At 53.8% G+C, this 22,213-nt stretch carries 23 protein-coding genes and 12 tRNA genes; 26 read left to right on the top strand and 9 right to left on the bottom strand.

The features are described 5' to 3' along the window. Window positions 1-165: 165 nt before the first annotated feature. The 7 genes from RC85_RS14880 to RC85_RS28270 all read left to right on the top strand — a co-directional run bounded on the left by RC85_RS14880 (window position 166) and on the right by RC85_RS28270 (window position 845). Window positions 166-236: transfer RNA gene (locus RC85_RS14880), tRNA-Trp, on the top strand. A gap of 24 nt (window positions 237-260) precedes the next feature. Continuing rightward, window positions 261-332, top strand: a tRNA-Val gene (locus RC85_RS14875). Window positions 333-336: 4 nt separating this feature from the next. Beyond that, window positions 337-427: transfer RNA gene (locus tag RC85_RS26885), tRNA-OTHER, on the top strand. 27 nt (window positions 428-454) lie between these two features. Beyond that, a tRNA-Ala gene (locus tag RC85_RS14870) sits at window positions 455-525 on the top strand. A gap of 13 nt (window positions 526-538) precedes the next feature. Beyond that, window positions 539-610: transfer RNA gene (locus tag RC85_RS14865), tRNA-Leu, on the top strand. 12 nt (window positions 611-622) lie between these two features. Next, window positions 623-696 (top strand) — tRNA-Leu (locus RC85_RS14860). 5 nt (window positions 697-701) lie between these two features. Then, on the top strand, window positions 702-845 hold the full coding sequence (locus RC85_RS28270) for a hypothetical protein (RefSeq protein ID WP_157593939.1): 144 nt from the start codon (window positions 702-704) through the stop codon (window positions 843-845). Between the two features lie 41 nt (window positions 846-886). Here the strand turns inward: RC85_RS28270 and RC85_RS14855 are convergent, their stop codons facing one another. Beyond that, window positions 887-2,122 carry a hypothetical protein gene (locus RC85_RS14855; RefSeq protein ID WP_068264246.1) on the bottom strand — a complete coding sequence of 412 codons (1,236 nt, stop codon included), beginning with the start codon at window positions 2,120-2,122 and terminating at the stop codon, window positions 887-889. A 61-nt stretch (window positions 2,123-2,183) separates the two neighbouring features. Between RC85_RS14855 and RC85_RS14850 the strand changes: the two genes are divergently transcribed. From RC85_RS14850 to RC85_RS26870, 5 genes are all read left to right on the top strand, one after another. Continuing rightward, window positions 2,184-2,259: transfer RNA gene (locus RC85_RS14850), tRNA-Leu, on the top strand. 8 nt (window positions 2,260-2,267) lie between these two features. Further along, window positions 2,268-2,340 (top strand) — tRNA-Val (locus RC85_RS14845). 82 nt (window positions 2,341-2,422) lie between these two features. Further along, window positions 2,423-2,508, top strand: a tRNA-Ser gene (locus RC85_RS26875). A 14-nt stretch (window positions 2,509-2,522) separates the two neighbouring features. Next, window positions 2,523-2,594: transfer RNA gene (locus RC85_RS14840), tRNA-Arg, on the top strand. A gap of 17 nt (window positions 2,595-2,611) precedes the next feature. Then, a tRNA-Thr gene (locus RC85_RS26870) sits at window positions 2,612-2,685 on the top strand. Between the two features lie 129 nt (window positions 2,686-2,814). On the opposite strand, the gene RC85_RS14835 is transcribed toward RC85_RS26870, so the two are convergent. After that, window positions 2,815-3,180, bottom strand: coding sequence for a four helix bundle protein (locus RC85_RS14835; protein ID WP_068264244.1), 366 nt, complete (start codon window positions 3,178-3,180; stop codon window positions 2,815-2,817). Window positions 3,181-3,232: 52 nt separating this feature from the next. On the opposite strand from RC85_RS14835, the gene RC85_RS26865 reads away from it, so the two are divergent. The 7 genes from RC85_RS26865 to RC85_RS14805 all read left to right on the top strand — a co-directional run bounded on the left by RC85_RS26865 (window position 3,233) and on the right by RC85_RS14805 (window position 8,124). Beyond that, window positions 3,233-3,303: transfer RNA gene (locus RC85_RS26865), tRNA-Cys, on the top strand. Window positions 3,304-3,809: 506 nt separating this feature from the next. Next, window positions 3,810-4,181 (top strand): hypothetical protein, encoded by a 372-nt coding sequence (locus RC85_RS14830; RefSeq protein ID WP_068264242.1) that lies wholly within the window; start codon window positions 3,810-3,812, stop codon window positions 4,179-4,181. A 402-nt stretch (window positions 4,182-4,583) separates the two neighbouring features. Next, window positions 4,584-6,311 carry a TROVE domain-containing protein gene (locus RC85_RS14825; protein ID WP_068264287.1) on the top strand — a complete coding sequence of 576 codons (1,728 nt, stop codon included), beginning with the start codon at window positions 4,584-4,586 and terminating at the stop codon, window positions 6,309-6,311. 233 nt (window positions 6,312-6,544) lie between these two features. Then, window positions 6,545-6,829 carry a type II toxin-antitoxin system TacA family antitoxin gene (locus RC85_RS14820; protein WP_068264240.1) on the top strand — a complete coding sequence of 95 codons (285 nt, stop codon included), beginning with the start codon at window positions 6,545-6,547 and terminating at the stop codon, window positions 6,827-6,829. Beyond that, the gene (locus RC85_RS14815; protein WP_068264238.1) at window positions 6,826-7,323 is read left to right on the top strand and encodes an N-acetyltransferase; all 498 of its coding nucleotides are present in this window, start codon (window positions 6,826-6,828) and stop codon (window positions 7,321-7,323) included. Before RC85_RS14820 ends, RC85_RS14815 begins: the two co-directional genes overlap by 4 nt. 73 nt (window positions 7,324-7,396) lie before the next feature. Continuing rightward, on the top strand, window positions 7,397-7,894 hold the full coding sequence (locus tag RC85_RS14810) for a hypothetical protein (RefSeq protein WP_068264236.1): 498 nt from the start codon (window positions 7,397-7,399) through the stop codon (window positions 7,892-7,894). After that, window positions 7,873-8,124: a hypothetical protein gene (locus RC85_RS14805; RefSeq protein ID WP_068264234.1), complete on the top strand. Its 252-nt coding sequence runs from the start codon at window positions 7,873-7,875 to the stop codon at window positions 8,122-8,124. Before RC85_RS14810 ends, RC85_RS14805 begins: the two co-directional genes overlap by 22 nt. 105 nt (window positions 8,125-8,229) lie before the next feature. On the opposite strand, the gene RC85_RS14800 is transcribed toward RC85_RS14805, so the two are convergent. The 3 genes from RC85_RS14800 to RC85_RS14790 form a co-directional block, all read right to left on the bottom strand. Further along, window positions 8,230-8,664 (bottom strand): hypothetical protein, encoded by a 435-nt coding sequence (locus RC85_RS14800; protein ID WP_068264232.1) that lies wholly within the window; start codon window positions 8,662-8,664, stop codon window positions 8,230-8,232. A gap of 83 nt (window positions 8,665-8,747) precedes the next feature. Continuing rightward, entirely contained in the window at window positions 8,748-9,443 is a 696-nt protein-coding gene (locus tag RC85_RS14795) for a metallophosphoesterase family protein (RefSeq protein WP_068264230.1), read from the bottom strand. A gap of 132 nt (window positions 9,444-9,575) precedes the next feature. Continuing rightward, window positions 9,576-10,589: an RNA ligase (ATP) gene (locus RC85_RS14790; protein WP_068264228.1), complete on the bottom strand. Its 1,014-nt coding sequence runs from the start codon at window positions 10,587-10,589 to the stop codon at window positions 9,576-9,578. Between the two features lie 164 nt (window positions 10,590-10,753). Here RC85_RS14790 and RC85_RS14785 point away from each other — a divergent pair, with 164 nt between their 5' ends. Then, complete coding sequence (locus tag RC85_RS14785; RefSeq protein WP_162273215.1) at window positions 10,754-11,392, top strand: hypothetical protein; 639 nt, start codon at window positions 10,754-10,756, stop codon at window positions 11,390-11,392. Beyond that, window positions 11,392-12,057, top strand: a complete 666-nt coding sequence (locus tag RC85_RS14780) for a DUF2726 domain-containing protein (RefSeq protein ID WP_068264224.1) — start codon at window positions 11,392-11,394, stop codon at window positions 12,055-12,057. The genes RC85_RS14785 and RC85_RS14780 overlap by 1 nt, the downstream gene beginning before the upstream one ends. Window positions 12,058-12,108: 51 nt before the next feature. Here the strand turns inward: RC85_RS14780 and RC85_RS14775 are convergent, their stop codons facing one another. The 4 genes from RC85_RS14775 to RC85_RS14760 form a co-directional block, all read right to left on the bottom strand. Beyond that, on the bottom strand, window positions 12,109-12,636 hold the full coding sequence (locus RC85_RS14775; protein WP_068264222.1) for a GNAT family N-acetyltransferase: 528 nt from the start codon (window positions 12,634-12,636) through the stop codon (window positions 12,109-12,111). After that, complete coding sequence (locus tag RC85_RS14770) at window positions 12,629-13,330, bottom strand: helix-turn-helix domain-containing protein (protein WP_068264220.1); 702 nt, start codon at window positions 13,328-13,330, stop codon at window positions 12,629-12,631. Before RC85_RS14770 ends, RC85_RS14775 begins: the two co-directional genes overlap by 8 nt. A 237-nt stretch (window positions 13,331-13,567) precedes the next feature. Next, window positions 13,568-14,134, bottom strand: a complete 567-nt coding sequence (locus tag RC85_RS14765) for a hypothetical protein (RefSeq protein ID WP_149752553.1) — start codon at window positions 14,132-14,134, stop codon at window positions 13,568-13,570. A 41-nt stretch (window positions 14,135-14,175) separates the two neighbouring features. Continuing rightward, the gene (locus tag RC85_RS14760; RefSeq protein WP_068264216.1) at window positions 14,176-14,520 is read right to left on the bottom strand and encodes a helix-turn-helix domain-containing protein; all 345 of its coding nucleotides are present in this window, start codon (window positions 14,518-14,520) and stop codon (window positions 14,176-14,178) included. A 122-nt stretch (window positions 14,521-14,642) separates the two neighbouring features. Between RC85_RS14760 and RC85_RS14755 the strand changes: the two genes are divergently transcribed. The 5 genes from RC85_RS14755 (at window position 14,643) to RC85_RS14735 (ending at window position 22,145) form a co-directional block, all read left to right on the top strand. Continuing rightward, on the top strand, window positions 14,643-15,809 hold the full coding sequence (locus RC85_RS14755; protein ID WP_068264213.1) for a phospholipase D-like domain-containing protein: 1,167 nt from the start codon (window positions 14,643-14,645) through the stop codon (window positions 15,807-15,809). After that, window positions 15,803-17,782 (top strand): C-terminal helicase domain-containing protein, encoded by a 1,980-nt coding sequence (locus RC85_RS14750; RefSeq protein WP_068264211.1) that lies wholly within the window; start codon window positions 15,803-15,805, stop codon window positions 17,780-17,782. Before RC85_RS14755 ends, RC85_RS14750 begins: the two co-directional genes overlap by 7 nt. Before the next feature lie 155 nt (window positions 17,783-17,937). Continuing rightward, window positions 17,938-18,432, top strand: coding sequence for a transposase (locus RC85_RS14745; RefSeq protein WP_068264209.1), 495 nt, complete (start codon window positions 17,938-17,940; stop codon window positions 18,430-18,432). 151 nt (window positions 18,433-18,583) lie between these two features. Further along, complete coding sequence (locus RC85_RS14740) at window positions 18,584-20,329, top strand: DNA methyltransferase family protein (RefSeq protein WP_068264207.1); 1,746 nt, start codon at window positions 18,584-18,586, stop codon at window positions 20,327-20,329. Beyond that, the gene (locus RC85_RS14735; RefSeq protein ID WP_162273214.1) at window positions 20,238-22,145 is read left to right on the top strand and encodes a type ISP restriction/modification enzyme; all 1,908 of its coding nucleotides are present in this window, start codon (window positions 20,238-20,240) and stop codon (window positions 22,143-22,145) included. The genes RC85_RS14740 and RC85_RS14735 overlap by 92 nt, the downstream gene beginning before the upstream one ends. Window positions 22,146-22,213: the final 68 nt, after the last annotated feature.

The raw sequence follows: 22,213 nt of genomic DNA, 5'->3' as shown, positions 1-22,213 counted from the left end.
ACCGTTGTGGGTTCGAGTGCAGCTCCCACACTGGGGCTTCCGCTTGTTTGATGAAATCTTGGGAGCGTTTCCACACGGGAGACTGTAAATCTTCTGCCTTGAATTGTGTGGTAGTCGGCGAGAGGTGCGATTCCTTGCGTTCCCACTTGTTTTGAAAAGTTTCACACGTCTCTGGTGTAACGGTAGCACTGCTGATTCCAAACCAGTTAGTCAGGGTTCAAATCCTTGGGGACGTGCTCTTCGGATCGACATTTTGACAAAGTCCTGTGGTCCAACGGCTACGACACCTGTTTTACACGCAGGAAACGATGGTTCGATTCCATCCGGGACTATTTCGCCTAGATACGCCAACCGGCCGAGCGGCGAGCCCTTTAGGCAATGAACACAGTAACCCGAGTGTTTGCAGGTTCGACTCCTGCTCTGGGCACTTTTCAAATTCAACGAAGAACATCATGGGGCGCTCGTCCAACGGGAAGACGTCTGTTTTGCAAGCAGAAAATCGGGGTTCGATTCCCCGGTGCTCCACTTTTTTACAAACGCTGAGGTAGGCCAACGGCGAGCCGCTTGTCTTAGGAACAAGTGCTTGCGGGTTCGACTCCCGCCCTCAGTACTGATTCAAAATGCTGTGGTACGCAAACCGGCAAAGCGGCGAATTTCAAACGTTCGTGTTTGAGGGTTCGACTCCCTCCCGCAGTACTTCGATGCAAACAGCCAAGTGGTGGAACCTGCGAGACACGCAGGCACCAGAATGTCGTGCCAATATTGGCGTGCGAGTTCAACTCTCGCCTTGGCTACTTCGCGATTCAGCTCGCGACAACGATGCGGATGGGCCAGTGCCCAGCTGAGCCTCATAAGCTCGGATCGCCGGGTGCGACCCCTGGATCCGCTACTTCAATGACGTAAAGGCGGAAGAGTCTGCCAAAATGTACTGGAAAATCAGGACTCGAAGACGATCGAAGTTCAGACGTTTTTCCCTTGTTGAAATTGATTTTCCAAGTGCTTTTAATTCGGATCTGCGCATGCTTTTCAGCTCCTCCTTTGGATTCTCGCCAAGTTCTTCGAGCAGCCACGTCAACAGGTTGACATGAGGTGTAGCCTTGAGCACTCCAAGCGACTTGATCGTGAATCGGAATCGCTTCCCGGATGTTTGCCGCGCGAACACAAGTATCCCTTCGTCCTGTTCCTCGACCGCTTCGATATATTTCGCTGCGAAAGCGACAACTTTGACGGGAGTGGAGAGAAGTTTTAACGCTGTCGAATCTAAGGCTGCCACAGATGAGCGAATTGGATCGTGCGGTAAATGCAATCTGACTAAGCCGAGCAAGCCAAGTCGCTTCACTTCAACGTTGCGATGGCAGCTTGCTCTTTCGAGCACCGGTGCAAATTCTAAGTGTTGTTTTCCCATCGCAAGCCGAACAATCCAAGAAAGAACCAAGTCGGGATCCGGGACATTCCCTGAGCGACCTTCGTCAACTCGGTAAAACAGATGCTCTAGAGAGTCGCCGGAAACGTACGAATCCAGTTCACATGCGTTTCGGAGTATTGATGCGAGTGCCGGATTGTCAGGCTTCAAGAATTGCTCTGAAACCAATTCGGCTCGCGCTCGTTTTCCATCCATAGAAGCAACGAGGGAAGGGACATCGTGATTGGATTCCATTGGAGGGATGCAAAGCCCAAGCAGCATGGAGAACATTTCATCGCGAAAGGAACCTCGAAAACTTTCTTTAGCGATGGCTTGTCGAAGTCCGTGCAACGACGCGGCAATGAACACGTCGTCATCGGATTCGATTGCGGATCTAAAGCAAGAAGCAAAGCTCTCCTGAGGATTCTCAGCAAGGTGCTCGGCAATGACGGCTCGGAATCTAGACGAACGGCGTTTGAGTAGTTGCTGAATGCCTTCCTTCAACAAACGGGAATGGTGGTTGATGATAGCGTGTGCCAATGCTTCGTTGGCTGCGATAGCGTACTTTGAAGCACCGTCTTCATGGTCGCAGGCAGTGTTCGCCAAGACCATTGGCACCTGTTTGATGATGTCAGCTTGCGCGTAATCCAGAGTTCGGTACGCATCCCAAGCGATTTTCTCGTCGTCGAGCTGACGGAACAAGGCGACAAGTTCATTCAATATTCTGCTCTTGTTCTTGTGAACCCACGAAACGGTTATGCGTCTTCATTGTCGCAGAGTTGGCCGAGTACGCAAACCGGCAAAGCGGTCGCGTCGAGAGCGCGGCGATTTTGTGGGTTCGACTCCCACCTCGGTCATGAAAAACGATCGCGTGGTCCAGCGGCTAAGACGCCTGCGTGACAAGCAGGAGACCGATGGTTCGATTCCATCCGCGATCACTCGACAGTTGATAGCCAGTAGTCATTAGTCAATAGCCACCTAATTGCTAAAGACTAGAGACTATCGGCTAAAGACTACTTCGGAAGGCAGCCGGATACGGTTTGCCGGGCCGCACTGCTAACGCGTGCCACCTTCGGGTGATGAGGGTTCGACTCCCTCGCCTTCCGCTTGTTTGCAAAACGGCTCGATGGTGAAACGGACATCATCTCTGGCTTCTAACCAGAAGTTCCGGGTTCGATTCCTGGTCGGGCTACTGATGCGACAAAGCCAGCCGACGTGGCTCGATGTAGAAAGGCGTTGCTCTTGTAAAGCAAACCATGCTGGTGCGAACCCAGTCGTCGGCTCTTGTGTCTATGAAGTATGAAACCAACCAAATGACTCGCGGGTGTGCCGGAAAGCATGACAGTCCTCGAAACTGTCGGACCAGGTTCGATTCCTGGGCGGGTTACTCGATAGGCGATAGCAAATAGTCCTTAGTCTGTAGGTTTTGAGCGCAGCGATTTGAGAAGCCCGTAGGTGACCTTTGACGTTTCGACAACCTTGTCGTTGAGTGTCGTGGCGAGATCGGCTGGCATGTATTCGAGCCGTGCAGCGATGCTGAGTTGATATTCCACTTCCCGTGCGGAAGCGAATGCCATGTCGAGAAATCGGACGAAGTCCGCCTGCGATTGGCGTGCGCAACCTTCGACGATGTTCGATGCAATCGAAACGGCGGCTCGACGAACCTGCGAAGTTAGCCCGAACATTTCCTCACGAGGAAATGTCTTGGTAGCACGGTAGACGTCGAGCACCAGTTCATCGGCCAACTCAAACGCTCGCAGTTTTCTGTGATCTCGCATTTCATTCCCCTGTTTTCCTAGAGACTAAAGACTAATTCCTAAAGACTACCGCAACGCTGGAGCCAGATGGCCAGGCAGCCGGTTGCAACCCGGCCAAAGTGGGTTCGACTCCCACCAGCGTTTCTGACTGATCGACTGCAGGCTTGGATTACATCTTGAAAATGTGAACCATCTGAGTTGTCCCTTCGTCGATCCGTCTTCAACCAAACCACGGCGACTGCCGGTTCAGACTACATGGTGAGAGCGCGTCGCAATGCGGCGAGGTCGCGGGTTCGAGCCCCGCCGGCGGACGAAAGTTCGCGAGTAGCTCAGTAAAAAACGTCTGACCAAAACTTCGTCGCCAACCGCACACGATTGACTGCCAGATTGGACTACATCACCTCGACGGCCGTGGGTTCGAGTCCCACCGAAGTGAACCTTGTGTCCGCTTCGTAGCTCAGTGGGTAGAGCATCGAATTTGTCTGATCGAACCACTTCGTCAATCGCGTTTTCCCCAATCGTCTCGAGAGATCGAATGATGCGTGTTTTACACTCCTGTTTCGCCATTCCGACCGGCCGCGAGTAGTCCAAGCTCGCGGTCAGGCAGAGAACACACATGCACAATTCGATCTTTCAACGATTACGGAAACATGAAAACCACAACCGAATCCAGATCCAAAACCGTGACGACCGTCGCGGCCAGGATCGCTGGCGAAGACATCGCCAAAGGTGACTACGTCACCATCCTCAGCGAGATCATCGAGCTTCCGTCCTACTTATGGGACTGCTCAGGAATCTCGCAACCCATCGACGAACTCGTACGACTTCGCTACCTGCCAAACGCAGCCGGTGAACCGCACAAAGTCGTCGCCGTTTGCTTGCCGTTCGTTTACGCGAAGCGACCCAAGGGAAACCTGATCGCTTTCGACACACGACAGCAACAACTCGTCCGGCTCGACCGAGACAACGGCCGTTCCCTTTGGAAACAAATGGGAAAGACCACCAAGAAGAAAACGAAATAGAAAGCGCACACGATCGACTGCCGATTCGGAGTACATGCTTCAGGAGCCGGATGTCGTGGGTTCGAGTCCCACCGCCGCGGGCTGCTTGTCAAACTCGCAGGGGCGTAGCTCAGTGGTAGAGCGCCGTAATAACCTCTGGTCACCACTTCGTCGATCGCGTTTTTCTTTTCATCAGGTGCATCACTGCCACCCGCACACACTCGACTGCCGGCACGGAGTACATGGCAAACGATCGAAAGATCTAGCGGGTTCAAGTCCCGCCCCGCTCGCTTGGCAACAAGCCTGCGGGATCTCTGTCCATCCATTCGTCGAGTGCGTTTTAGATTCTCCGTAGTGGATCTTGTTAAAGATCCCGCGGATGCCCGGATGTTGAGCAACATCCACTACATGAAGGAGCCGAAGATGGCGAACCGACAACTATTCCAAAGCATCACCAGCGTCCTGCCACGAGCGACTGTCGTCAACGAAGCAGGCGGCCCAGCGTACAAGCTGTCAGCGAAGCACGCGATTGCGCAAATGGCGGCGACCGGCACGTTCGGCAACGTCTACTACGCGTCCGCGCAAAACCAACTCGACGAAATGCGAAAGCTGATCGACGAGATCGACGACAACGAATTCCTGGCAAAGCTGGCCGTCTACTCACGTGAGCGTGCTTACATGAAGGACATGCCAGCAGCGCTCTTGGTCGTACTGTCAATGCGAGACACCAAGCTCATGCACCAAGTCTTCGACCGAGTCGCGGACAACGGCCGCGTTCTGCGCACCGTTTTCCAAATGATTCGTTCAGGACAGTTCGGTCGCAAGGGTCTGTCGTCATCGCTGCAGCGTGCGTTCCAACGTTGGCTGAACGACGCGTCTGTTGGCAAGTTGCTCTCAGCTTCGATCGGAAACGATCCAAGCCTGCGAGACATCTTGCGAATGGCACGTCCAGCGCCAAAGGACGACGCGCGTCGAGCGTTGTTCGGATGGTTGACCGACAAGCCAGTCGAGAAGTGGGCACCAGCCAAGGCTGACCACCTGCCATCGACGGTGCAGTCACTGGTCGCCTACCGAGCAGCCGACACGGCCGAAGCCCAAACGCTGATCGCCGGCGACTCTCTCAGTAAAGTTCGATGGGACTTGCTGGCCGACGCAGCCAAGGGACCGTTGGTTTGGAAGGCGATTGCACGACAAATGGGACCGCAAGCACTGCGTATGAACCTCAACACGCTACTGCGTCACGACGTGTTCCATAGTGGCTCGGTGGTCTCCACCGAGAGCGATACCAAGTCACGTTCGGGACGAACGTGCCACTATGACAACGCGATGATCGACTACGTGGCCGGCCAACTGGCTGACCGCGACGCGATCGCTCGCAGCCGTCAGTTCCCGTACCAGTTCCTGGCGGCTTACATGAACGCATCGGACGAGGTTCCAAACAAGATCAAGACAGCGTTGCATGACGCTGCCGAGATCGCGTGCGGAAACGTTCGGGCGCTACCTGGACCAGTCATCATCGGACTCGACACGTCAGGTTCGATGGGATGCGCGGTCACAGGTAACCGTGCGGGTCGTTCGGGAAGAGGGGGCGGAACGTCGAAGATGCGATGCGTCGATGTTGCGGCACTGTTCGCAGCAGCGATCCTGCGTCGCAACCCAGACAGCGTCGTCATCCCATTCGATACGCAAGCTTACAAGGCAAAGGTCGATCCAAGCGATACGATCCTGTCACTGTCAGCACGCCTGTCGAAGTACGGAGGCGGAGGAACGGACTGCTCGTTGCCATTTGTAGAAGCCAACACACGCTACGCGAAGCAAGCCTTCGCCGGCATCGTGCTGGTCAGCGACAACGAAAGCTGGATCACCTCGGGACGTCCCCACTACAATCGTTACAGCGGCTACGGCCAAAACGGTTCAACCGGCGTGATGACGCAGTGGGAGAAGTTCAAGAAGACCCAGCGTGGACTCGGCGTTGCCGATCCAAAGCTAGTCTGCATCGACATCCAACCCTACGGAACCAGTCAGGCACCCGAGCGAGACGACATCCTCAACATCGGCGGATTCAGTGACGCCGTGTTCAACGTAGTCTCATCGTTCCTCGAAAACGACGCATCCCGCTTCGTCCGCGAAGTCGAATCCGTCGAACTGTAACGTGGGGTAAGCATCCTGCTTGCCATCAATCGCAAGCTAGAAGCTTACGCCACAACCGAAACGCCCGCGGAGGAGCAATCCCCCGCGGGCGTTTTTTTGTTTCTGGATCGAATCAGCCCCGGCTTGATGACAACCCATTGCCGTCAAGCATTCGGGACGGACCGAGAGAACTAACTTGCTATGTACGGACATCTTCCGTACAATGAGTGCATTCCTTACTTCGGAGAAAAGTCATGCCGGTCGGCGAAACAAAGATGGCTCGGATTGAAACGCGTGTGTCAACTGAAAAGAAGCAATTGATCGAACGCGCCGCGGCCTACCAGGGATGCAGCGTCTCAGAGTTCGTGATCGCTAATGCCGAGCAAGCTGCCAAGGCAGTGATCGAAGAACACGAGCAACTCAAACTCAACCGCACCCAGAGCCGCGCGTTGGTCGACGTGTTGCTGGCGACGGGCCGACCGAACAAGCGTTTGCGAAACGCGGCCGATCGGCACCGCAAAGAAGTCACCAGCCGATGAATGGCTTCCTTTGCGAGGCATTATCCAAAACGCATGACCGAAAGCGATTCGATTGCGGCGTTTCGGCCCTGAACGCTTACCTAGCCAGATCAGCCAACCAGGATGTGAAGCGAAAGGTGGCTGCTGTTTTCGTCATGTGCCCTCAAGCGGAACCTGAACGGATTGCGGGTTTCTATACGCTCTGCTCAACCTCCGTCGAGTTGACCGGCTTGCCTGACGAATTGAAGAAACGATTACCTCGTTATCCTCAAGTCCCCGGCATCTTGATCGGTCGACTGGCAAGGGATGATGACTTTCCGGGGCTTGGAAGTCTACTGTTGGCGGATGCCTTGGCACGCTGCGTCGCAGCATCGACGCAGATTGCGGCGACTCTGATCGTCGTTGACGCCAAAGATCTCGCTGCTCAAAGCTTCTATGAGAAGTACGGCTTCAAAACCCTTCCCAACCTTCCATCACGACTTTTTATGTCGATGTCGATCGCGGAAAAGCTGTAGCCGCCCGAGCGAACCGCAACTCCCCACTCGAATCTGCGCTGCCCGGCAAACCGTTGCCGAATAGAATGGGACCATGGCAACAGAAACCATCACCGTCGAACAACTCATTGATCCTCTTGGGGAATGCTTGACACCCGACGTGGCTCGCCGGATCATCGACCTTCGTGCCGATGCAAAGTTGCAGGCCCGCGTCGATGAACTTGCCGACAAAGCGAACGTCGGAACAATCACTGCTCAAAAGGTCTACACAATGCTCGGCAACGAATCGCTCTGGGATGTTGCCGCTCGCTGCCATGAGCTTCTAAGTGACGCCGGCATCGCTTACTACGTCTGCGTCGGTGTTGCTGTGTGCTTGCACAGATACCAACGAAACACGACTGGCTTGGATCTCGTCATCCGAAGCGAAGATAGTGACGCGGTGCGCCGAGTCCTTACGGATGCTGGGTTCAAGTGGGATCCAGATCAAGCCGAGTTCCAAACGGCTGACGGAATCATCATCCAATTCTTGGTTGCCGTTCAGAAAGCCGGAAAGGGAACCGAGGTTTCGGTGTGGAGCCGATCGGTGACCTGAACGTGGAACAGATCGAAGGCTTGTCGGTCGTCCGGTTGTCGCGACTGATTGAAATGAAGATCGCCTGCGGCATGAGCAATTTGCGTCGAACGCACAAAGACTTCGCAGATGTAGTTGAACTAATCGTCGTCCGCAATTTAGATGGTTCGTTCGCGCGATTCCTGCACAAATCGCTGCGTCCGACGTTTCGCGAACTCGTTCGCAATGCGACCTCGCCCGACGAAAAATGACTTCACGTCGTCTGGCTCGATGAATACGGATTGAGAAAACTAATTGGCGCTAATCCTCACTAATTGCAGTGCGGTTTTGATTTGATTAGTGGCGATTAGCGAAGATTAGTGTTCCCCCTCGTTGCCTATTGCTTTAGCTCCACTTGATGCGTTTCGCTTCTCTGCATCTAGAAGTCGATCCGCAATTTCAGCGATAATCCGATCGCGTTTTTTGGATGAAAGCGACTTCTCTGAGTATTCAACTTCGTCAGCGGTTTTGTTCTTACGGTTGTTGAACCAGCGAATTAGCTCAAGTTTGGTTGGTTGTTTCTTAAAGTTGATCGGCGAGAGCACGGCATTGCCTCGCATCACAACCAGGGTCCAGGACTCGCCAGTTTTGTCGATGGCGTCGTAAGACTGTTTTTCGACAAGGTCGAGTCGCAGTAGTTTTGTGCAGAGTGGCCGCACCGATTTTGCAGCGACAAGCACTCCTTCAATATCAACAATCACGGGATACTTAGGTTTGCGGAAAAAGTGTGCAAACTCATCAAAATCATTCATTGGGCAATCCTAAAGTTCGCGACATTTTAGCGGATAACAGTCGAGCGAAAAGCCGGTTGTCGGTCAAATTAGATCAGCGTCGATTAGTGTTCCCTCGGTTCATCGCCTTGCTCTCCTGATTCAACATCCACGACCAAACCGTGATTGACCAAGTTGCCCTTCAGGTCGCAGCACGAAGCGTTGATGAACTGAATCCCCTCACGAGTTTCGATACCAAAATTCTCGATTCCCGCTTCATCGTGAATGTGCCCGAACGCGTGAATCCGAGGCCGAATCCGCTCGGTCACGTGGCGCGTCAGTTTCATTGAACCCACATGAATCGGCTCCTTCGTTCGCCAGTGCCGCGTCACGTCGCGAACGCCCTTGGGCGGACCGTGCGTAATCAACAAGTCGGTATCGTCGGGGATCTCGGCCCAGTACTGATCCAGCTCTTCCCGGTCTTTCATGTACGCCCAGTCAAAGAACGCAGGCGTGTACGGCGAACCAAAAACACGCAGCCCACCGAGTTCCATCGACTCGTGAATCAAAAACCGAACCGACGGAAAATGAGCCGGCGTGATCATTCCCTCCGCGATCGCCGTCGAATGGTTGCCGGGAACGAAGATCTTCGTTTCGATGTCCAAGTTCACAAACCAATCGAAGAACGCTTTCGACTGCAACTGATTCATCCAAGGCTTACGCACGTTCGCCTCATCCCCGCAATGAATCACCACATCAGCACGCGGAACCGTCAGCTCCGCGTGCCGAGTGTGAGTGTCTGAAATGAACCAGATTTTCATGAGTTAAACCATGCGAGATCAATGGGCGAAGCATTCGTAGTGGATCTTGTTAAAGATCCTCGCGTGCTGGGATCTTTAACAAGATCCACTACGTCAGTCAGCTCGGATCTTTAACAAGATCCACTACGTTCGTCAGTCGCCATGCTTGGCGAGGAACTTGTTGGAAATCGTCTTGAAGGAAACGCGATCATCCCCCGAGCCGCGAACCCAGACCAGTCCCTCACGCTGCGTCTTCGGATTCAAAACGCTTTTGCCCTCGGCCAATGCCAAGATCGCATCCATGTCGTCAGGCACGTTCATCTCACCCAGCGGCGGAACGATCGACAAATCAAGCTCACGGCAAATCGCTTCCATCTCCGCCTTGTCAACGTAAGCAGACGCGGCGATATCGAAGACGTTGAAGACCAACACGGTCGGAGCTTTCAATGCATAGCGGTTCTTCTGAATCCCCGGCCCGACCAATTCACCCTGAATCGCCAGCGACCGGCCCAATGTTCCCATCCGTTCGCGTAGGTTCAGTTCCCGAACGACTCGCCAGTGACTGTTCGACTCGTCCTCGGCCAACTGCCAATTCCGACCACACACACCAAACTGGTCCCCGATTTCATCGTTAAAGAGAAGAAACGCCGTGAACGAAGTCCCGTCAACCTTCTCCGACACGTAGAACAGTAGCCCACGAAACGAATCAAAATCGCCGGCCAGGTTTTGAATCCGCTCCTCATCCGTCTTCGCAATGAACGCCGGGAACCCGCCCACGACATCGCCACCCAAGCAAGCCGGGATCGGCGGCTCGTACTTCACGATGCCCAGTTCTTCGGTCACATCCTCGCCCACCGAGAACTCGCGCCCAAGAATCTTCGGATCCAACAGCAAGCCCTGCGAAATCTGCCCCCGCAGCTTCACCGTCCGCAACCGAAACCCTTCTCGGTCATCCATCACCTTCAGCGACGACTTACGCAGAAACTCAAACTCCTCCCGAACCGGCAAGAACGAATCAATCTCGCAATAGATCACCGCATCCCCGGCCGCGAATTCCCCCTTCTTCGTCACGCACTTCCAGCCATCGACAACGGCCAACTCAATCAAGTCCGCCCCGTCAATGGGTCGTGTCTCATGGACGGTACGTATCGTTGCCAGTTTTCGCATTAGATAGTCATGATCATTGATGGTGCCGATGAATAGTCACACAACGGCAGACAGCGGCTCGCATGCAGAGGTTCATCAAGCTACCCGATTTAGCGCGTATGCCTGTTCTGGTAAAACATGGCTGAAGCAAAGAAAACTAACTTTCCGTTCGGTAGGGGCAAAGCGTGAGCATGGGAAATCTTGGGGTCGTTTTGGCGATTGTTTACGTCATTTTTGGGCTGTTGCTTGGCGGTAACACCGCGAGGGCGGATGAGCCCTCCGCATCCGCCGATCCGGTGGTGATGCCTGTCGAGCTGTTTTTCAAAGAGATGCAGTTACTTGCTCGACGCGTCCCTGTTGGAAATACAAAGTTGGAACAAGAAGACTCGCTCAAGAAGTTGCGAGAGGAAATCCATGCCAAATTTGATGGCGTCATCCTGCAATATGACGCGAGATTCGAATCAGTCGATTGGCGGAACGATTTAGCGACGATTAAGACTCGGTCGCCGATTCGCAAGTACAAGCCATCTTCCAGATTGCCTTTCAATATCACGACAACGCAGCCATTAGCGATCCCAGCGTCGCGAGAAGAGGCCGGTGCGTTGCAGACACGGAAACCTCTCGTGTTCCGCGGAACGCTCTGCTTCCAAGACGGGAAGTGGGGCGCAGTAGGTCGGCCTCCAAAATCTCAGTCCATATTTTGGATCCGAAGCGAGAATTATAAGCAGGTCGTTTCGATCGGAACTTTCATCACCGAAGACTACTCGGTATCGCTCGGCGACGACGAGATTTTCTCAATGCATCCAGATCAGGACGCTGAGTAGTGGTCAACAAACCTGAACGAACTGGCTGTCTCGGTTTCTTTCTGAAACTGTTGGGCATCGGTCCTGGTGCCGGATCTGGAAAAGGCCGGAACGATCTCCCGTACCGTCAGCGCGACAACTTCCTGTCGGCCGCCGAGTTGGCGTTCTACCGCGTCCTTGAGCAAGCGGTCGGGGAAACCTATTCGATCAACAACAAGGTGCGACTGTGGGACGTGTTGTACGTCCCGCGGCGAGACGACAGCCGCACGTACGAAAACAAGATCAGCAGCAAGCACATTGACTTCCTGCTTTGCGAACCCAGCACGATGCAGCCGGTTCTTGCCATCGAACTCGACGACGCCAGCCACAACCGCAAAGACCGGCAAGAACGCGACGCCTTCCTCGACCAAGCCCTCACTGCCGCCGGCCTGGCCATCCTGCACATCAAAGCCGCTCGCACCTATTCAATCGCCGAAGTTGGGCAGCAAATCGCGAGCGTTCTACCCGGCACCGCATCCAACATGTCAGTCGCACCGCCATTGCCGACGAATTCAAACGTCCCCTCCTGCCCAAAATGCCACACCGCAATGGTCGGGCGCAAAGCAGCGAAGGGAGCACACGCGGGCAAGCGATTTTGGGCTTGCACCAACTACCCGAAGTGCCGCGAGATTATCGGGATTGATTGATCTTGCGCGTGACTATCTTGGTAGCCGTTGTTTTTTCGGATTTCGAGCAAATCATTTCGCCAATCGGTGCTTCATAACGCTCAAGCCTGCGCCATAAGTCACGTCCGGAATCAACTGGAATTCAAAACGTTGATAGAGTCTTATCGCGGCTTCGTTGGTGGGGTCGACCAATAGCAACAAGTACTCCGCCGGCTTTTTACGTTCACCATTCATTCGGATCGCGTTGGTAACGAGATGCTGCATGATCTGGCGAGAGTAACGCCAATCGGGATCGGGAGGCTGGCCTTGGAATTTCTGGTCGATTCCGAGCATGGGAATGTACAACAATCGCGTGTACTTTCCGTCAGGCATCGGCCAACGCCAATTGACTAGGCCAACGGAACCGTAGCCAACGACTTGGCCGGTCTCGATTCGGTACAGCCACACCGATGAGCCTCGGTTCATCGAGTCGAAAGCTCCAGAGCCCATGATCCACTCGGTGCAGAATTTTCCGGACTTCGATTCACCACAAGAAAAGCCGACCAAGTCACCTCGGTCGGCTTCGGTGAATGCATCGGCATAGAGTTGGAACTCACTCATCCGATTGGACTCTTTCCTTCCACGATGGCAGCGGTTTACCCTCGATGGTTGATCGTGGTTGCGAATCGTCGCGAAGTGCCTTCGCCATCGCTTCACTCATCTCTTGGCCATCCTGCTCAAACGCAGCCACCGAATCCAAGTAGTCAACGACTTCGATGTCAGGCCACAACTCGCGGATATCTACCTGCAGCGCCACCGCGATCTTTTCGAGCGTCGATCGTTGAGGACGGCACTTACGGTTAAGCATTTGAGAGATCGCCGGTTGCGAACATTCGACTCGCTCGGCAAGTTGTTTTTGGGTGATGTGCTTATCCTTCATGATTTGTCGCAAGCGGTCAGCGAACTGAGCTTCTTGCGAATCCATCTTTTCGACTTCGGTTTGCAGCGCAGGAAATTTCTCCGCGGCACTTGATTCAGACTGAGCGAGGTCCATGCCATAGCGGCCCTCGGTATCCGGCAGCAAGCGAAACTGATCCAACAGGGTGTGCCACGCGCGGCCCTTGTCGCCAGGAAGGGACTCAGGATCGTCGATGATCGCCATCAGCCGTTCAGAATTGGTCCGAAGCTGGTCGCTGCATTCGGTCAGCGCAGCGAAGAACGCTTGCTGCTGGTTTCCGTGCAACGAGAGAATCATTCGCATCAGCGAAGTGTTCGTGTTCTCGAGTGGTGTGTCGGGAGTTTCGGTCGTGCTCATAATTTAATCACGTGGGCATCACGGAACGCAGACAGGCAAATTCGGACGTCATACCGCGGAGGAATCTCGGGAGGTCGTAAATCTTCCATCGGCTCGGTATAACTAAAGTATAAGTCGCGTTTCAGCTTGGCAAGATGTTTTGCCGGGAAATCCGCCCAAATGGCCTGACAAACTGGCTGTTCCGGAGGGATTCAGCCTCGGCACCCGCAAATCCAAGGCGACAGGGTCCACCGGACTTCACGGCTGCCCAGTCGATGAAGGCGGAGTTTGGGACGCGTCTGTTGATTGGTCAACGTCGTTTCTACGCTGGGGCTGCTGCGGCTCAGGATCCGTTTTCTCACGATCGCCGGGGCCGAGAATGACGTCGATGACTCGTTTCATTAGCTCCCGAAAGGTCGCTTCCCGGTATCCGACAACGAACGCCAAGATTCGGTAGGGGAACAGCGTGATGCCTTCGGGAATGTCGCTCGTGATCGTTTCGGAACTCCCGACGGCAACCAGCGTGCGAAGCATCAGGAACGACATCAGGCCCAGAATCGCCCCGATGATCGGGCGACCCAAGTGCCAAAGATTGAACTTCGTTTGCAAGTTGTCTTGATACTCGAACAGCGCTTGCAGGCTAATTGTGATCGCACCGAGTGAGCCAAACCAAAGCATTTCGATCGGGACATCAGCAATGGTTCGCCCGGTCAATTCAAACAGATTGAACATGTAGCAAATCGCACCGCCAAGGATGACGAGTGCGTAAAACGACGACGCGAAAAAGATAGCGCGTCGCGACCAATCGGCAGGATCTTTGAACATGGTGGGGATCCAGTTGAGAACGCGATTGATTGAGGAGAACATCAGCTTGATTTCGCACGCCGTTTCGGAGCCAAGTCCTGCATGATTCGGTCGAGCCGCTTGTCGTCCAACTTGGCAATCGCATGAAAAACATCTGGCCTCTCCATCACTCGCCGTCGTATCGGCTCCGGAACCTTCTCGGCCAGCAACAAAAGTTCGTCTTCGTCGCCGTCAAGTTCAACAGCCAGCTTGTGGATCAACTGTTCCGAAGCTTGGTGGCCTTCTTCGAGCTTCTCGTTCTCGATCTTCGACAGGTAAGTGAACCCAACGCCAACGCGCTGCGACAGATCGCGCAGCGTTAAACACTTCGCCTTTCGTAACTCTCGGATTCGCTTGCCGAACTGCATGACGGTCGCCTGCTTGTTGGCGGGGATGCCCCAACGTAAATTACTTGCACTTCACAGGAAACATATCGGCTTGTCGAATCATTGGCTAGCCACTTTCGCATCCAACGCTCGAACGGTTCATCATGCCAAAACGAACTTCGCAAACGGGAAGCGAACTATTTATCGTCGACAACAGCGAAGAAGACTGGAAGGCACTTCGTTATTTGCGAGACTGGTGCGACCTATCAAAGTCGATTGACATCGCAACCGGCTACTTCGAGATCGGATCTTTGCTTGCTCTGGATGATCAGTGGCAGAAAGTCGACAAGATCCGCATTCTGATGGGTGATGAGGTCTCGAGGCGAACAAAGAAAGCGTTTCAGCAGGCGTTGGCTCAGGTCCAGCAACGTCTGGACAACAGCCTTGAACAAGAGAAGGAGCAAAACGACTTTCTAGCCGGCACGCCCGCTATCGTCGAAGCGATCCGGTCGGGCAAGATCGAGTGCCGTGTCTATCGCAAAGACAAATTTCATGCGAAGTGCTATCTAACACACGCCAGGCAAGAAGTCATTGGATCATTCGGATTGGTGGGGTCGTCCAACTTCACCTATCCAGGTTTGACGGAGAACATCGAGCTAAACGTCCAGGTCACTGGGTCGCCGGTCAACGTATTGCAGGAATGGTACGACCAGCATTGGGAAGACGCCGAAGACGTCTCCGAAGACATCTTAAAAACGATCGAGCGTCACACACGTGATTTCACGCCTTTTGAAATCTACGCGAGATCACTGCAAGAATTTTTTCGCGGACACGAACTCACCGCCGGCGAATGGGAGCGGCAAGAATCAAAGATCTTCAAAATCCTTGCTCAGTATCAGCGTGAGGGCTATCAAGGCTTGCTCAAGCGTGCGTCGCGACACAACGGAGCGTTCCTTTGCGATGGCGTCGGGCTTGGCAAAACGTTTGTGGGCTTGATGTTGATCGAAAGGCTGATCAAACATGATCGCAAGAAGGTTGCTTTGTTTGTTCCCAAGGCTGCTCGCGATGCCGTGTGGACCTCTACCCTGAAGAAATACTTGCCGGAGTTGTTCGGGCGATTCAACAATCTCGAAATCTTCAATCACACTGATCTGCTCCGCGACTCGATGCAGGAGGATCTGACTTCGGTTGCGGATCGTGCGGATGTCATTCTGATCGACGAAGCTCACCATTTTCGCAACACGGGAACCAAGGGCGACGATCCAGGGCAGCGACGGTCGAGGTATGGCGGCTGCATGACATCATCGGTAACAAAACCGTGTTCATGCTGACGGCGACCCCGGTCAACAACAGACTCGTTGACTTTCAACACATGATCGAGCTGTTTTCGAGAGGCGAAACAGCGTATTTCAACGAAGCCCCATTGGGAATTCATTCCCTGTCGGGACACATCCGCAAGCTAGAGAAAGAAATCGAAGCGAGCGTGTCGGCCGATGGCGACGAGCCAGCCCTGTTGAACATGGCAGATGCCGGGGAGGTGATGAACCAAGATGAGCTATTCAAGGAACTAGTGGTTCAGCGAAGCCGAGCCTACGTCGTCGAAAGCATGCAAACCGAGGACGCTGGTGTCGCCATGTTCCCCGAACCGCGTGCGCCCAAGGTCGTGCCCTACTCGGTCAAGCAAACCTACGGCAAGCTGCTGAAGATGGTCGAGGACGCCTTCAAGAAAGAGAAGCCGCTTTTTTCGCTAGCCATCTACTATCCACTCGCGTACCCAGCCCCGGGCCAGGAGGTCACCGAGGATTCCGATCAAACGATCAAATTTGACGAGAACCGTCAGAAGCAAGTTGTTGCGTTGATCCGGACGAACTTCCTGAAACGATTTGAAAGCTCTGCCGAAGCGTTTCGTCAGTCGTGCTGGGCACTGTTGAAGAAACTGCTTGCCTGGGTCGAGGTTCACGTCGAAACGAAAGGCGAGAAAGGCCGATTGGATCGTTGGAAATCGCAGCATGCGGACCTGATCGGCTACACACCGTTGTTCGCGGATGTCGAAGAAGACGCCGAAGACGACTTGCTCGAACCGGAATTGCTTGAAGCTGTCGTCCGCGTCGACCGAAAACTCTACGACGTTGCCGAGATCATCAACGAGACGCTTCTGGATCTCGATCAAATCGCGACGTTCCTCGAAGAGCTGGAAAAGTTCAAACCGTCTCAGGACAAGAAGCTCACGGCGCTGATCAAGCTGTTGAAAAACGACTCCGTTTTGAAGAAGCACAAGGTATTAATCTTCTCGGAGTTCATGACGACAGCCCGTTACCTGAAGAAACAGCTCATCGAGGCCGGCATCGAAGGCGTCGACGAAATCGACAGTGCCGTCAACACCAAAGGCCGCGGCCGAATGATTCAGCAATTCGCACCGTATTACAACGGCACCACCAGCGGCGAACTCGCCGATGCAGGACTCCCTGAAACCAGAGTGCTGATCTCGACCGATGTATTGTCCGAAGGCTTGAATCTGCAAGACGCGACGCGGCTAATCAACTACGACATCCATTGGAACCCCGTCCGGTTGATGCAGCGAATCGGACGTGTCGACCGTCGCATGAACACCGAAGTCGAAGCCCAAATCTTGACGGACCATCCCGACCAAAAAAAGATTCGCGGAACGGTCAGCTATTACAACTTCTTGCCACCCGATGAACTCAACGAACTGCTCAGCCTGTATCGAACCGTGACCAAGAAGACGCTCCGCATTTCCAAGACGTTGGGCATCGAGGGACGCAAGCTGTTGACCGAAGACGACGACTACGAAGACCTGAAGAACTTCAACGATCAGTACCAGGGGACCAAGACCCTGACCGAACAGTTGCACATTGAGTTGCAACGTATGTTCAAAGACGATCCAGACCTTGAAGAGCAAATCCGATCGCTCCCGAATCGAATCTTCAGCGGCAAAAGCCATCCCCGCAAAGGGACCAAGGCCGTCTTCTTCTGCTACGCGCGACCCGCCGAAGATCATGCGGCATCCAAGGCATCAGGCGAACCAGTGTGGACGCTCGAAGCAGGCGATTCCGCTTGGTATTTATACGATATCAAGAGCGAGAAAATAATCACCGACACGGCCGAGATTGTCGAATGCATCCGCTCGACCGCCGAAACACCTCGGGTTTGCAAACTTGATCCGCCCAGCCTGACCAAAATTCGCGAGAAGCTGGACAAGCACCTCAAAAACGCTTATCTGAAAAAAGTCCAAGCTCCCATCGGCGTCAAGCCCGTTCTGCGGGCCTGGATGGAATTGAATTAGCCGACCCATACAACATCGCAAAACAATACAAGCTCGAAGCGCAAGCGAGTGAGTCACCATCAAACCGCCGTCCGTCAAATTTACCACCCAATCACCCACTCGCTTGCGCGTCGAGCTTGTATAACCTGCTTTCGCCCCCGATACCTGGATGCAAAATGTCCAAAGACTTCAACACCGGTGAACCGCTCGGCTACTTTCTTACTTGGACCACGTATGGAACATGGCTGCCCGGCGACGATCGCGGGTGGCGGAAACGCGACGAACCTGAGAGCCAACCTCCCAACGCATTGTTTCGGTCCATGGCCGAAGCGGACATGACCGAGCCCGCTTTCATCCTGTCTGTCACCGACCGCGCGACGGTCAAAGAAACCATCCAGAAACACTGTCACATTCGTGGCTGGCCACTGCACGTTGCCAACCCAAGAACCAATCACGTTCACGTCGTCGTCACGGCACCGGGCTACAAACCTGAAACGGTTCGAGATCAACTCAAGGCTTGGTGTACTAGAAATCTGAAAGAAACATACAGTGATCGCGAGAAGTTTTGGACCGAAGGAGCGAGCCGACGATACCTCAATACTGAAGAAGAGTTGGAAGCCGCCATCATGTACGCGTCAGAGGCGCAGGATCGGAAAGATCGCGACCAATGATGCACCGGTTAGTCCACACCATGAATTCGCGAAAACACCCACTCGCTTGCGCGTCGAGCTTGTATAGCCACAACATACAAGCTCGACGCGCAAGCGAGTGAGCCCCGACAACACACCCCCATTGCGACCAAACTAACGGCAGGTAAACGACGTGGCAACGACTTCCCCCGAAGCGCTTCGCAAGATCAAACGGTTTGACCAGCTTCTTGCCTACTTGCGAGATGAACTTGATTGGCCCGTTGAAGATTTCGAGTTCGATGAGGTCACATTTGACTGGGACCCCGAAGAACTTGGCATCGAGAAATCCGTTGCCGCGAAGATCCAGTCGATCAAGCAACTCCGACCGCTGGCCAGCGGTCAGCAGTGGGGCATCTTCTTCGTCAAGTTCGAGCCCAAGCGATTGCCAATGGTGGCGATGCGCCGCTTGCTCAACAAGTTGGTCATCAAAAAGCGGGCGTCAAGCCAAAGTGCCGATCAGGCGTCTTGGCAAATGCGTGATTTGCTGTTTGTTTCCGAGTACGGCGATGGCGAAGGCCGCAAAATTTCGTTCGCTCAGTTCACCGACGCGTCACCCGGCAACCTGCCGACTCTGAAAGTCCTCGCCTGGGGCGAAACGCAGACCAAGCTGACGCTTGAAGATGTCGACCAGAAACTCCGCAGCCATCTGACTTGGCCCGATGATCCCTCCGACGCGGCGGCTTGGCGAGAACGGTGGTCGGGTGCCTTCAAGCATCGTCACGGGCACGTCATCAAAACATCGAAAGAGTTGGCGACGCAGTTGGCTGAGCTTGCCAAGGCGATCTACGAAAAAGCCGTCGAAGCTCTCGAGGTGGAAACCGAAAACGGGCCGCTGACCAAGTTACTGCGAGCGTTCCAGCAAGCGCTGATCCAAGACCTGACGCCTGACAGCTTCGCGGACATGTACGCGCAAACGATCACCTACGGACTGTTCTCCGCTGCCGTCTCCAGTTACGCGGGCGACCCCAAATACAACGGCCGCAGCGAAGTCACCACCGACAAGATGGTTCAGCTCGTCCCGAATACCAATCCGTTCCTGCGTGAGATGCTCTCAACGTTCCTGTCCGCCGGTGGTGAAGGAAACACGCTGAACTTCGACGAGCTTGGCATCAACGACGTCGTCGATTTGCTCAACGATGAGAAGACCGACATTCATTCGGTTATCCGAGAATTCGGAGCGATGGGCCGCGACGAAGACCCCGTCATTCACTTCTACGAAGATTTCCTCAAAGCGTACAACGCCGAACTTCGTTTCCAGCGAGGTGTTTTCTACACGCCCAAACCGGTCGTTTCCTATATCGTCCGCAGCGTGCATGAACTGCTGCAAACCGAATTCGGCCTCGAAGACGGCCTTGCCGACACCACCACCTGGGGTGAAATGGTCGAGCGATTCAACGCCCAACCCAATACAAGCTCGACGCGCAAGCGAGTGAGTCCCAGCACCCCACCCACCTCCGACGAATCCCCCCAACCGCTCACGATCCCGGACGGCATGACCGCCGACGACCCGTTCGTCCAAATCCTCGACCCCGCCACCGGTACCGCTACCTTCTTGGTCGAAGTCATCGACGTGATCCACAAAACGATGACAGCCAAGTGGAAGAAAGCTGGCAAGAACCAAGCTCAGTGTCGCGATGCCTGGAACGAGTATGTGTCCCAGCATCTCTTGCCCCGGGTTTATGGCTACGAATTGATGATGGCCCCGTACGCGATCGCTCACATGAAAATTGGATTGAAACTTACCGAGACAGGGTACGGCTTCCACAGTGACGAAAGAGCGAGTGTATTTGACAAACTCACTCGAACCACCCAATTCACGTGTTCAAAAAGTGCTTGGGAAATGGTTTCCCGCTCTCGCGCACGAGTCGCATCGAGTTGACAGAATAAAGAAGGAACAGAAATTCACGATCATCGTCGGGAACCCTCCGTATGCCGGAATATCGGCAAATAATTCGGAACGAGCGGTCGGATTAGTGGAAGCTTACAAATTCATCGCCGGAAAGCCACTCAATGAGCGAAAGCACTGGCTGCAAGATGACTACAAGAAATTCATTCGTTTTGTTGAACAGTCGGTGAACAGCACGGGTCAAGGAATCGTTGGTTTTATCACGAACCATGGTTTCATTGATGACCCGACCGCTCGCGGTATGCGTTGGAGTTTGCTGGAGACGTTTAATCAGATTTTTGCGTACGATCTTCACGGAAGCCTGAAGAAAAGGGAATTGTGCCCTGATGGTTCGTTAGATCAAAATGTTTTTGATATTGAACCGGGTGTTGCGATTTCATTGATGGCAAGAACGGAAGCGACGCTTCGTACTCGTAAGCATTCCGATCTATGGGGAACGCAAGATCTGAAATCCAAGACGCTTAATTCAACCAGTGTCAGGAGCACGCATTGGGCCGAACTGAATCCGGTAGCGAAGTTTTTCTTGCTTATACCAGCGGATCTTTCATCTGGATCCGAATATGAAGCGGGTATACCGATACAGGATATGTTTTTGAAGTCAAGCGTTGGATGCGTGACAGCTCGTGACTCGTTAACAATTCATCTAGACTCGGCTGCGGTTTGGGAAACCGTTAAACGATTTGCGGAATTAGGTGAAGAAGATGCGAGGGAAGAGTTTGCTCTCGGGAAAGATGCAAGGGATTGGAAGGTTTCAAACGCGCAAGCCGATATTCGTCGTTCGGGCCCGTCGAAAAAGTTGATAACTCCGGTTCAGTACCGTCCGTTTGACAGGCGTTTCACCTACTACACAGGGCAATCAAGAGGGTTTATCGGACAGCCACAGCCCAAGGTTATGACTCAGTTCCTACGTGGAGAAAATCGAGGAATTGCTGTGGGGCGACAGGGTGGAGCGGCCGACACGGATGAATGGAATGTTGTCATTGGGACAACTGCGTTTACGGAGTTCAATTTATTTCGGAGCGGTGGGAACACGCTTTTCCCTCTCTATCTCTTTCCAAATAAAGAGGAAGCTGCCCTGCTGAAAGATGGTGAAAAGCATCTCAACATCAAATCAGCGATCCTCCGGCTTTTCCAAGACATCTGCTCCGAAGTGCAAGACCAATGGACGTTGGGTCAAAATATCTTTGACTACATCTACGCGATTCTCCATTCAAATCAGTACAGAGAACGCTTCTACGAGTTCTTGAAGAGAGATTTCCCCCGCATTCCAGTTCCGTCTACTGGTTCCGTTTTTGAAGAACTGGCAAAACGTGGATTGGAACTTTTTGAACTTCACAGTGCAGGATTCTCAAGTGAGCAAGTACCAATATTTAGTGGTGCCGTTGGAAGTGTAGTAGAGAAAGTGAGTTGGACCGGAACCACAATTTGGATCGACAAGCCGCAGACAATTGGTTTTGAGGCGGTTAGCGAAAGTGAATGGAGTTTTCGGATAGGCGGGTACCAACCCCTTGAGAAATGGCTCAAAGATCGCCAAGCCAAGGGCGGCAAGAATCCGCGCCCGGGGAGAAAGCTGACAAAGGACGACATTGAGCACTACCAGAAGATGGTCGTCGCCATCCGCGAGACGATTCGGTTGATGGGTGAGATTGATGAGGTCATTGAACAGCACGGTGGCTGGCCGGGGGCGTTTGTGACCGAGCCGATCGAACTCGACTCGGAGAGGGACGACGCCCAACGCCGTGAAGAGTTTTTGCACGGCAAAAACCGCTGTTTCGCTAATCCCTCATAAATGAAAAGGTCAGATTCCCCCCAACACCTAACTGAAAACGATTCAGTCGGAAAGGAATCTGACCATGT

Source organism: Rubripirellula obstinata, from assembly GCF_001642955.1.
Lineage (GTDB): Bacteria > Planctomycetota > Planctomycetia > Pirellulales > Pirellulaceae > Rubripirellula > Rubripirellula obstinata.
Note: the sequence above shows the minus strand (reverse complement) of the source record. Positions and strands in the feature narration are given on the sequence as shown.

What these genes read in the sequence shown, in the direction of transcription:
- RC85_RS28270 (WP_157593939.1), top strand. Translation starts at nt 702, where the DNA reads ATGCAAACAGCCAAGTGGTGGAACCTGCGAGACACGCAGGCACCAGAA.
- RC85_RS14810 (WP_068264236.1), top strand. Translation starts at nt 7,397, where the DNA reads ATGGCAACAGAAACCATCACCGTCGAACAACTCATTGATCCTCTTGGG.
- RC85_RS14775 (WP_068264222.1), bottom strand. Translation starts at nt 12,636, where the DNA reads ATGAGTGAGTTCCAACTCTATGCCGATGCATTCACCGAAGCCGACCGA.
- RC85_RS14800 (WP_068264232.1), bottom strand. Translation starts at nt 8,664, where the DNA reads ATGAATGATTTTGATGAGTTTGCACACTTTTTCCGCAAACCTAAGTAT.
- RC85_RS14755 (WP_068264213.1), top strand. Translation starts at nt 14,643, where the DNA reads ATGCCAAAACGAACTTCGCAAACGGGAAGCGAACTATTTATCGTCGAC.
- RC85_RS14830 (WP_068264242.1), top strand. Translation starts at nt 3,810, where the DNA reads ATGAAAACCACAACCGAATCCAGATCCAAAACCGTGACGACCGTCGCG.
- RC85_RS14825 (WP_068264287.1), top strand. Translation starts at nt 4,584, where the DNA reads ATGGCGAACCGACAACTATTCCAAAGCATCACCAGCGTCCTGCCACGA.
- RC85_RS14790 (WP_068264228.1), bottom strand. Translation starts at nt 10,589, where the DNA reads ATGCGAAAACTGGCAACGATACGTACCGTCCATGAGACACGACCCATT.
- RC85_RS14765 (WP_149752553.1), bottom strand. Translation starts at nt 14,134, where the DNA reads ATGTTCAAAGATCCTGCCGATTGGTCGCGACGCGCTATCTTTTTCGCG.
- RC85_RS14770 (WP_068264220.1), bottom strand. Translation starts at nt 13,330, where the DNA reads ATGAGCACGACCGAAACTCCCGACACACCACTCGAGAACACGAACACT.
- RC85_RS14760 (WP_068264216.1), bottom strand. Translation starts at nt 14,520, where the DNA reads ATGCAGTTCGGCAAGCGAATCCGAGAGTTACGAAAGGCGAAGTGTTTA.
- RC85_RS14815 (WP_068264238.1), top strand. Translation starts at nt 6,826, where the DNA reads ATGAATGGCTTCCTTTGCGAGGCATTATCCAAAACGCATGACCGAAAG.
- RC85_RS14745 (WP_068264209.1), top strand. Translation starts at nt 17,938, where the DNA reads ATGTCCAAAGACTTCAACACCGGTGAACCGCTCGGCTACTTTCTTACT.
- RC85_RS14835 (WP_068264244.1), bottom strand. Translation starts at nt 3,180, where the DNA reads ATGCGAGATCACAGAAAACTGCGAGCGTTTGAGTTGGCCGATGAACTG.
- RC85_RS14820 (WP_068264240.1), top strand. Translation starts at nt 6,545, where the DNA reads ATGCCGGTCGGCGAAACAAAGATGGCTCGGATTGAAACGCGTGTGTCA.
- RC85_RS14750 (WP_068264211.1), top strand. Translation starts at nt 15,803, where the DNA reads ATGCTGACGGCGACCCCGGTCAACAACAGACTCGTTGACTTTCAACAC.
- RC85_RS14795 (WP_068264230.1), bottom strand. Translation starts at nt 9,443, where the DNA reads ATGAAAATCTGGTTCATTTCAGACACTCACACTCGGCACGCGGAGCTG.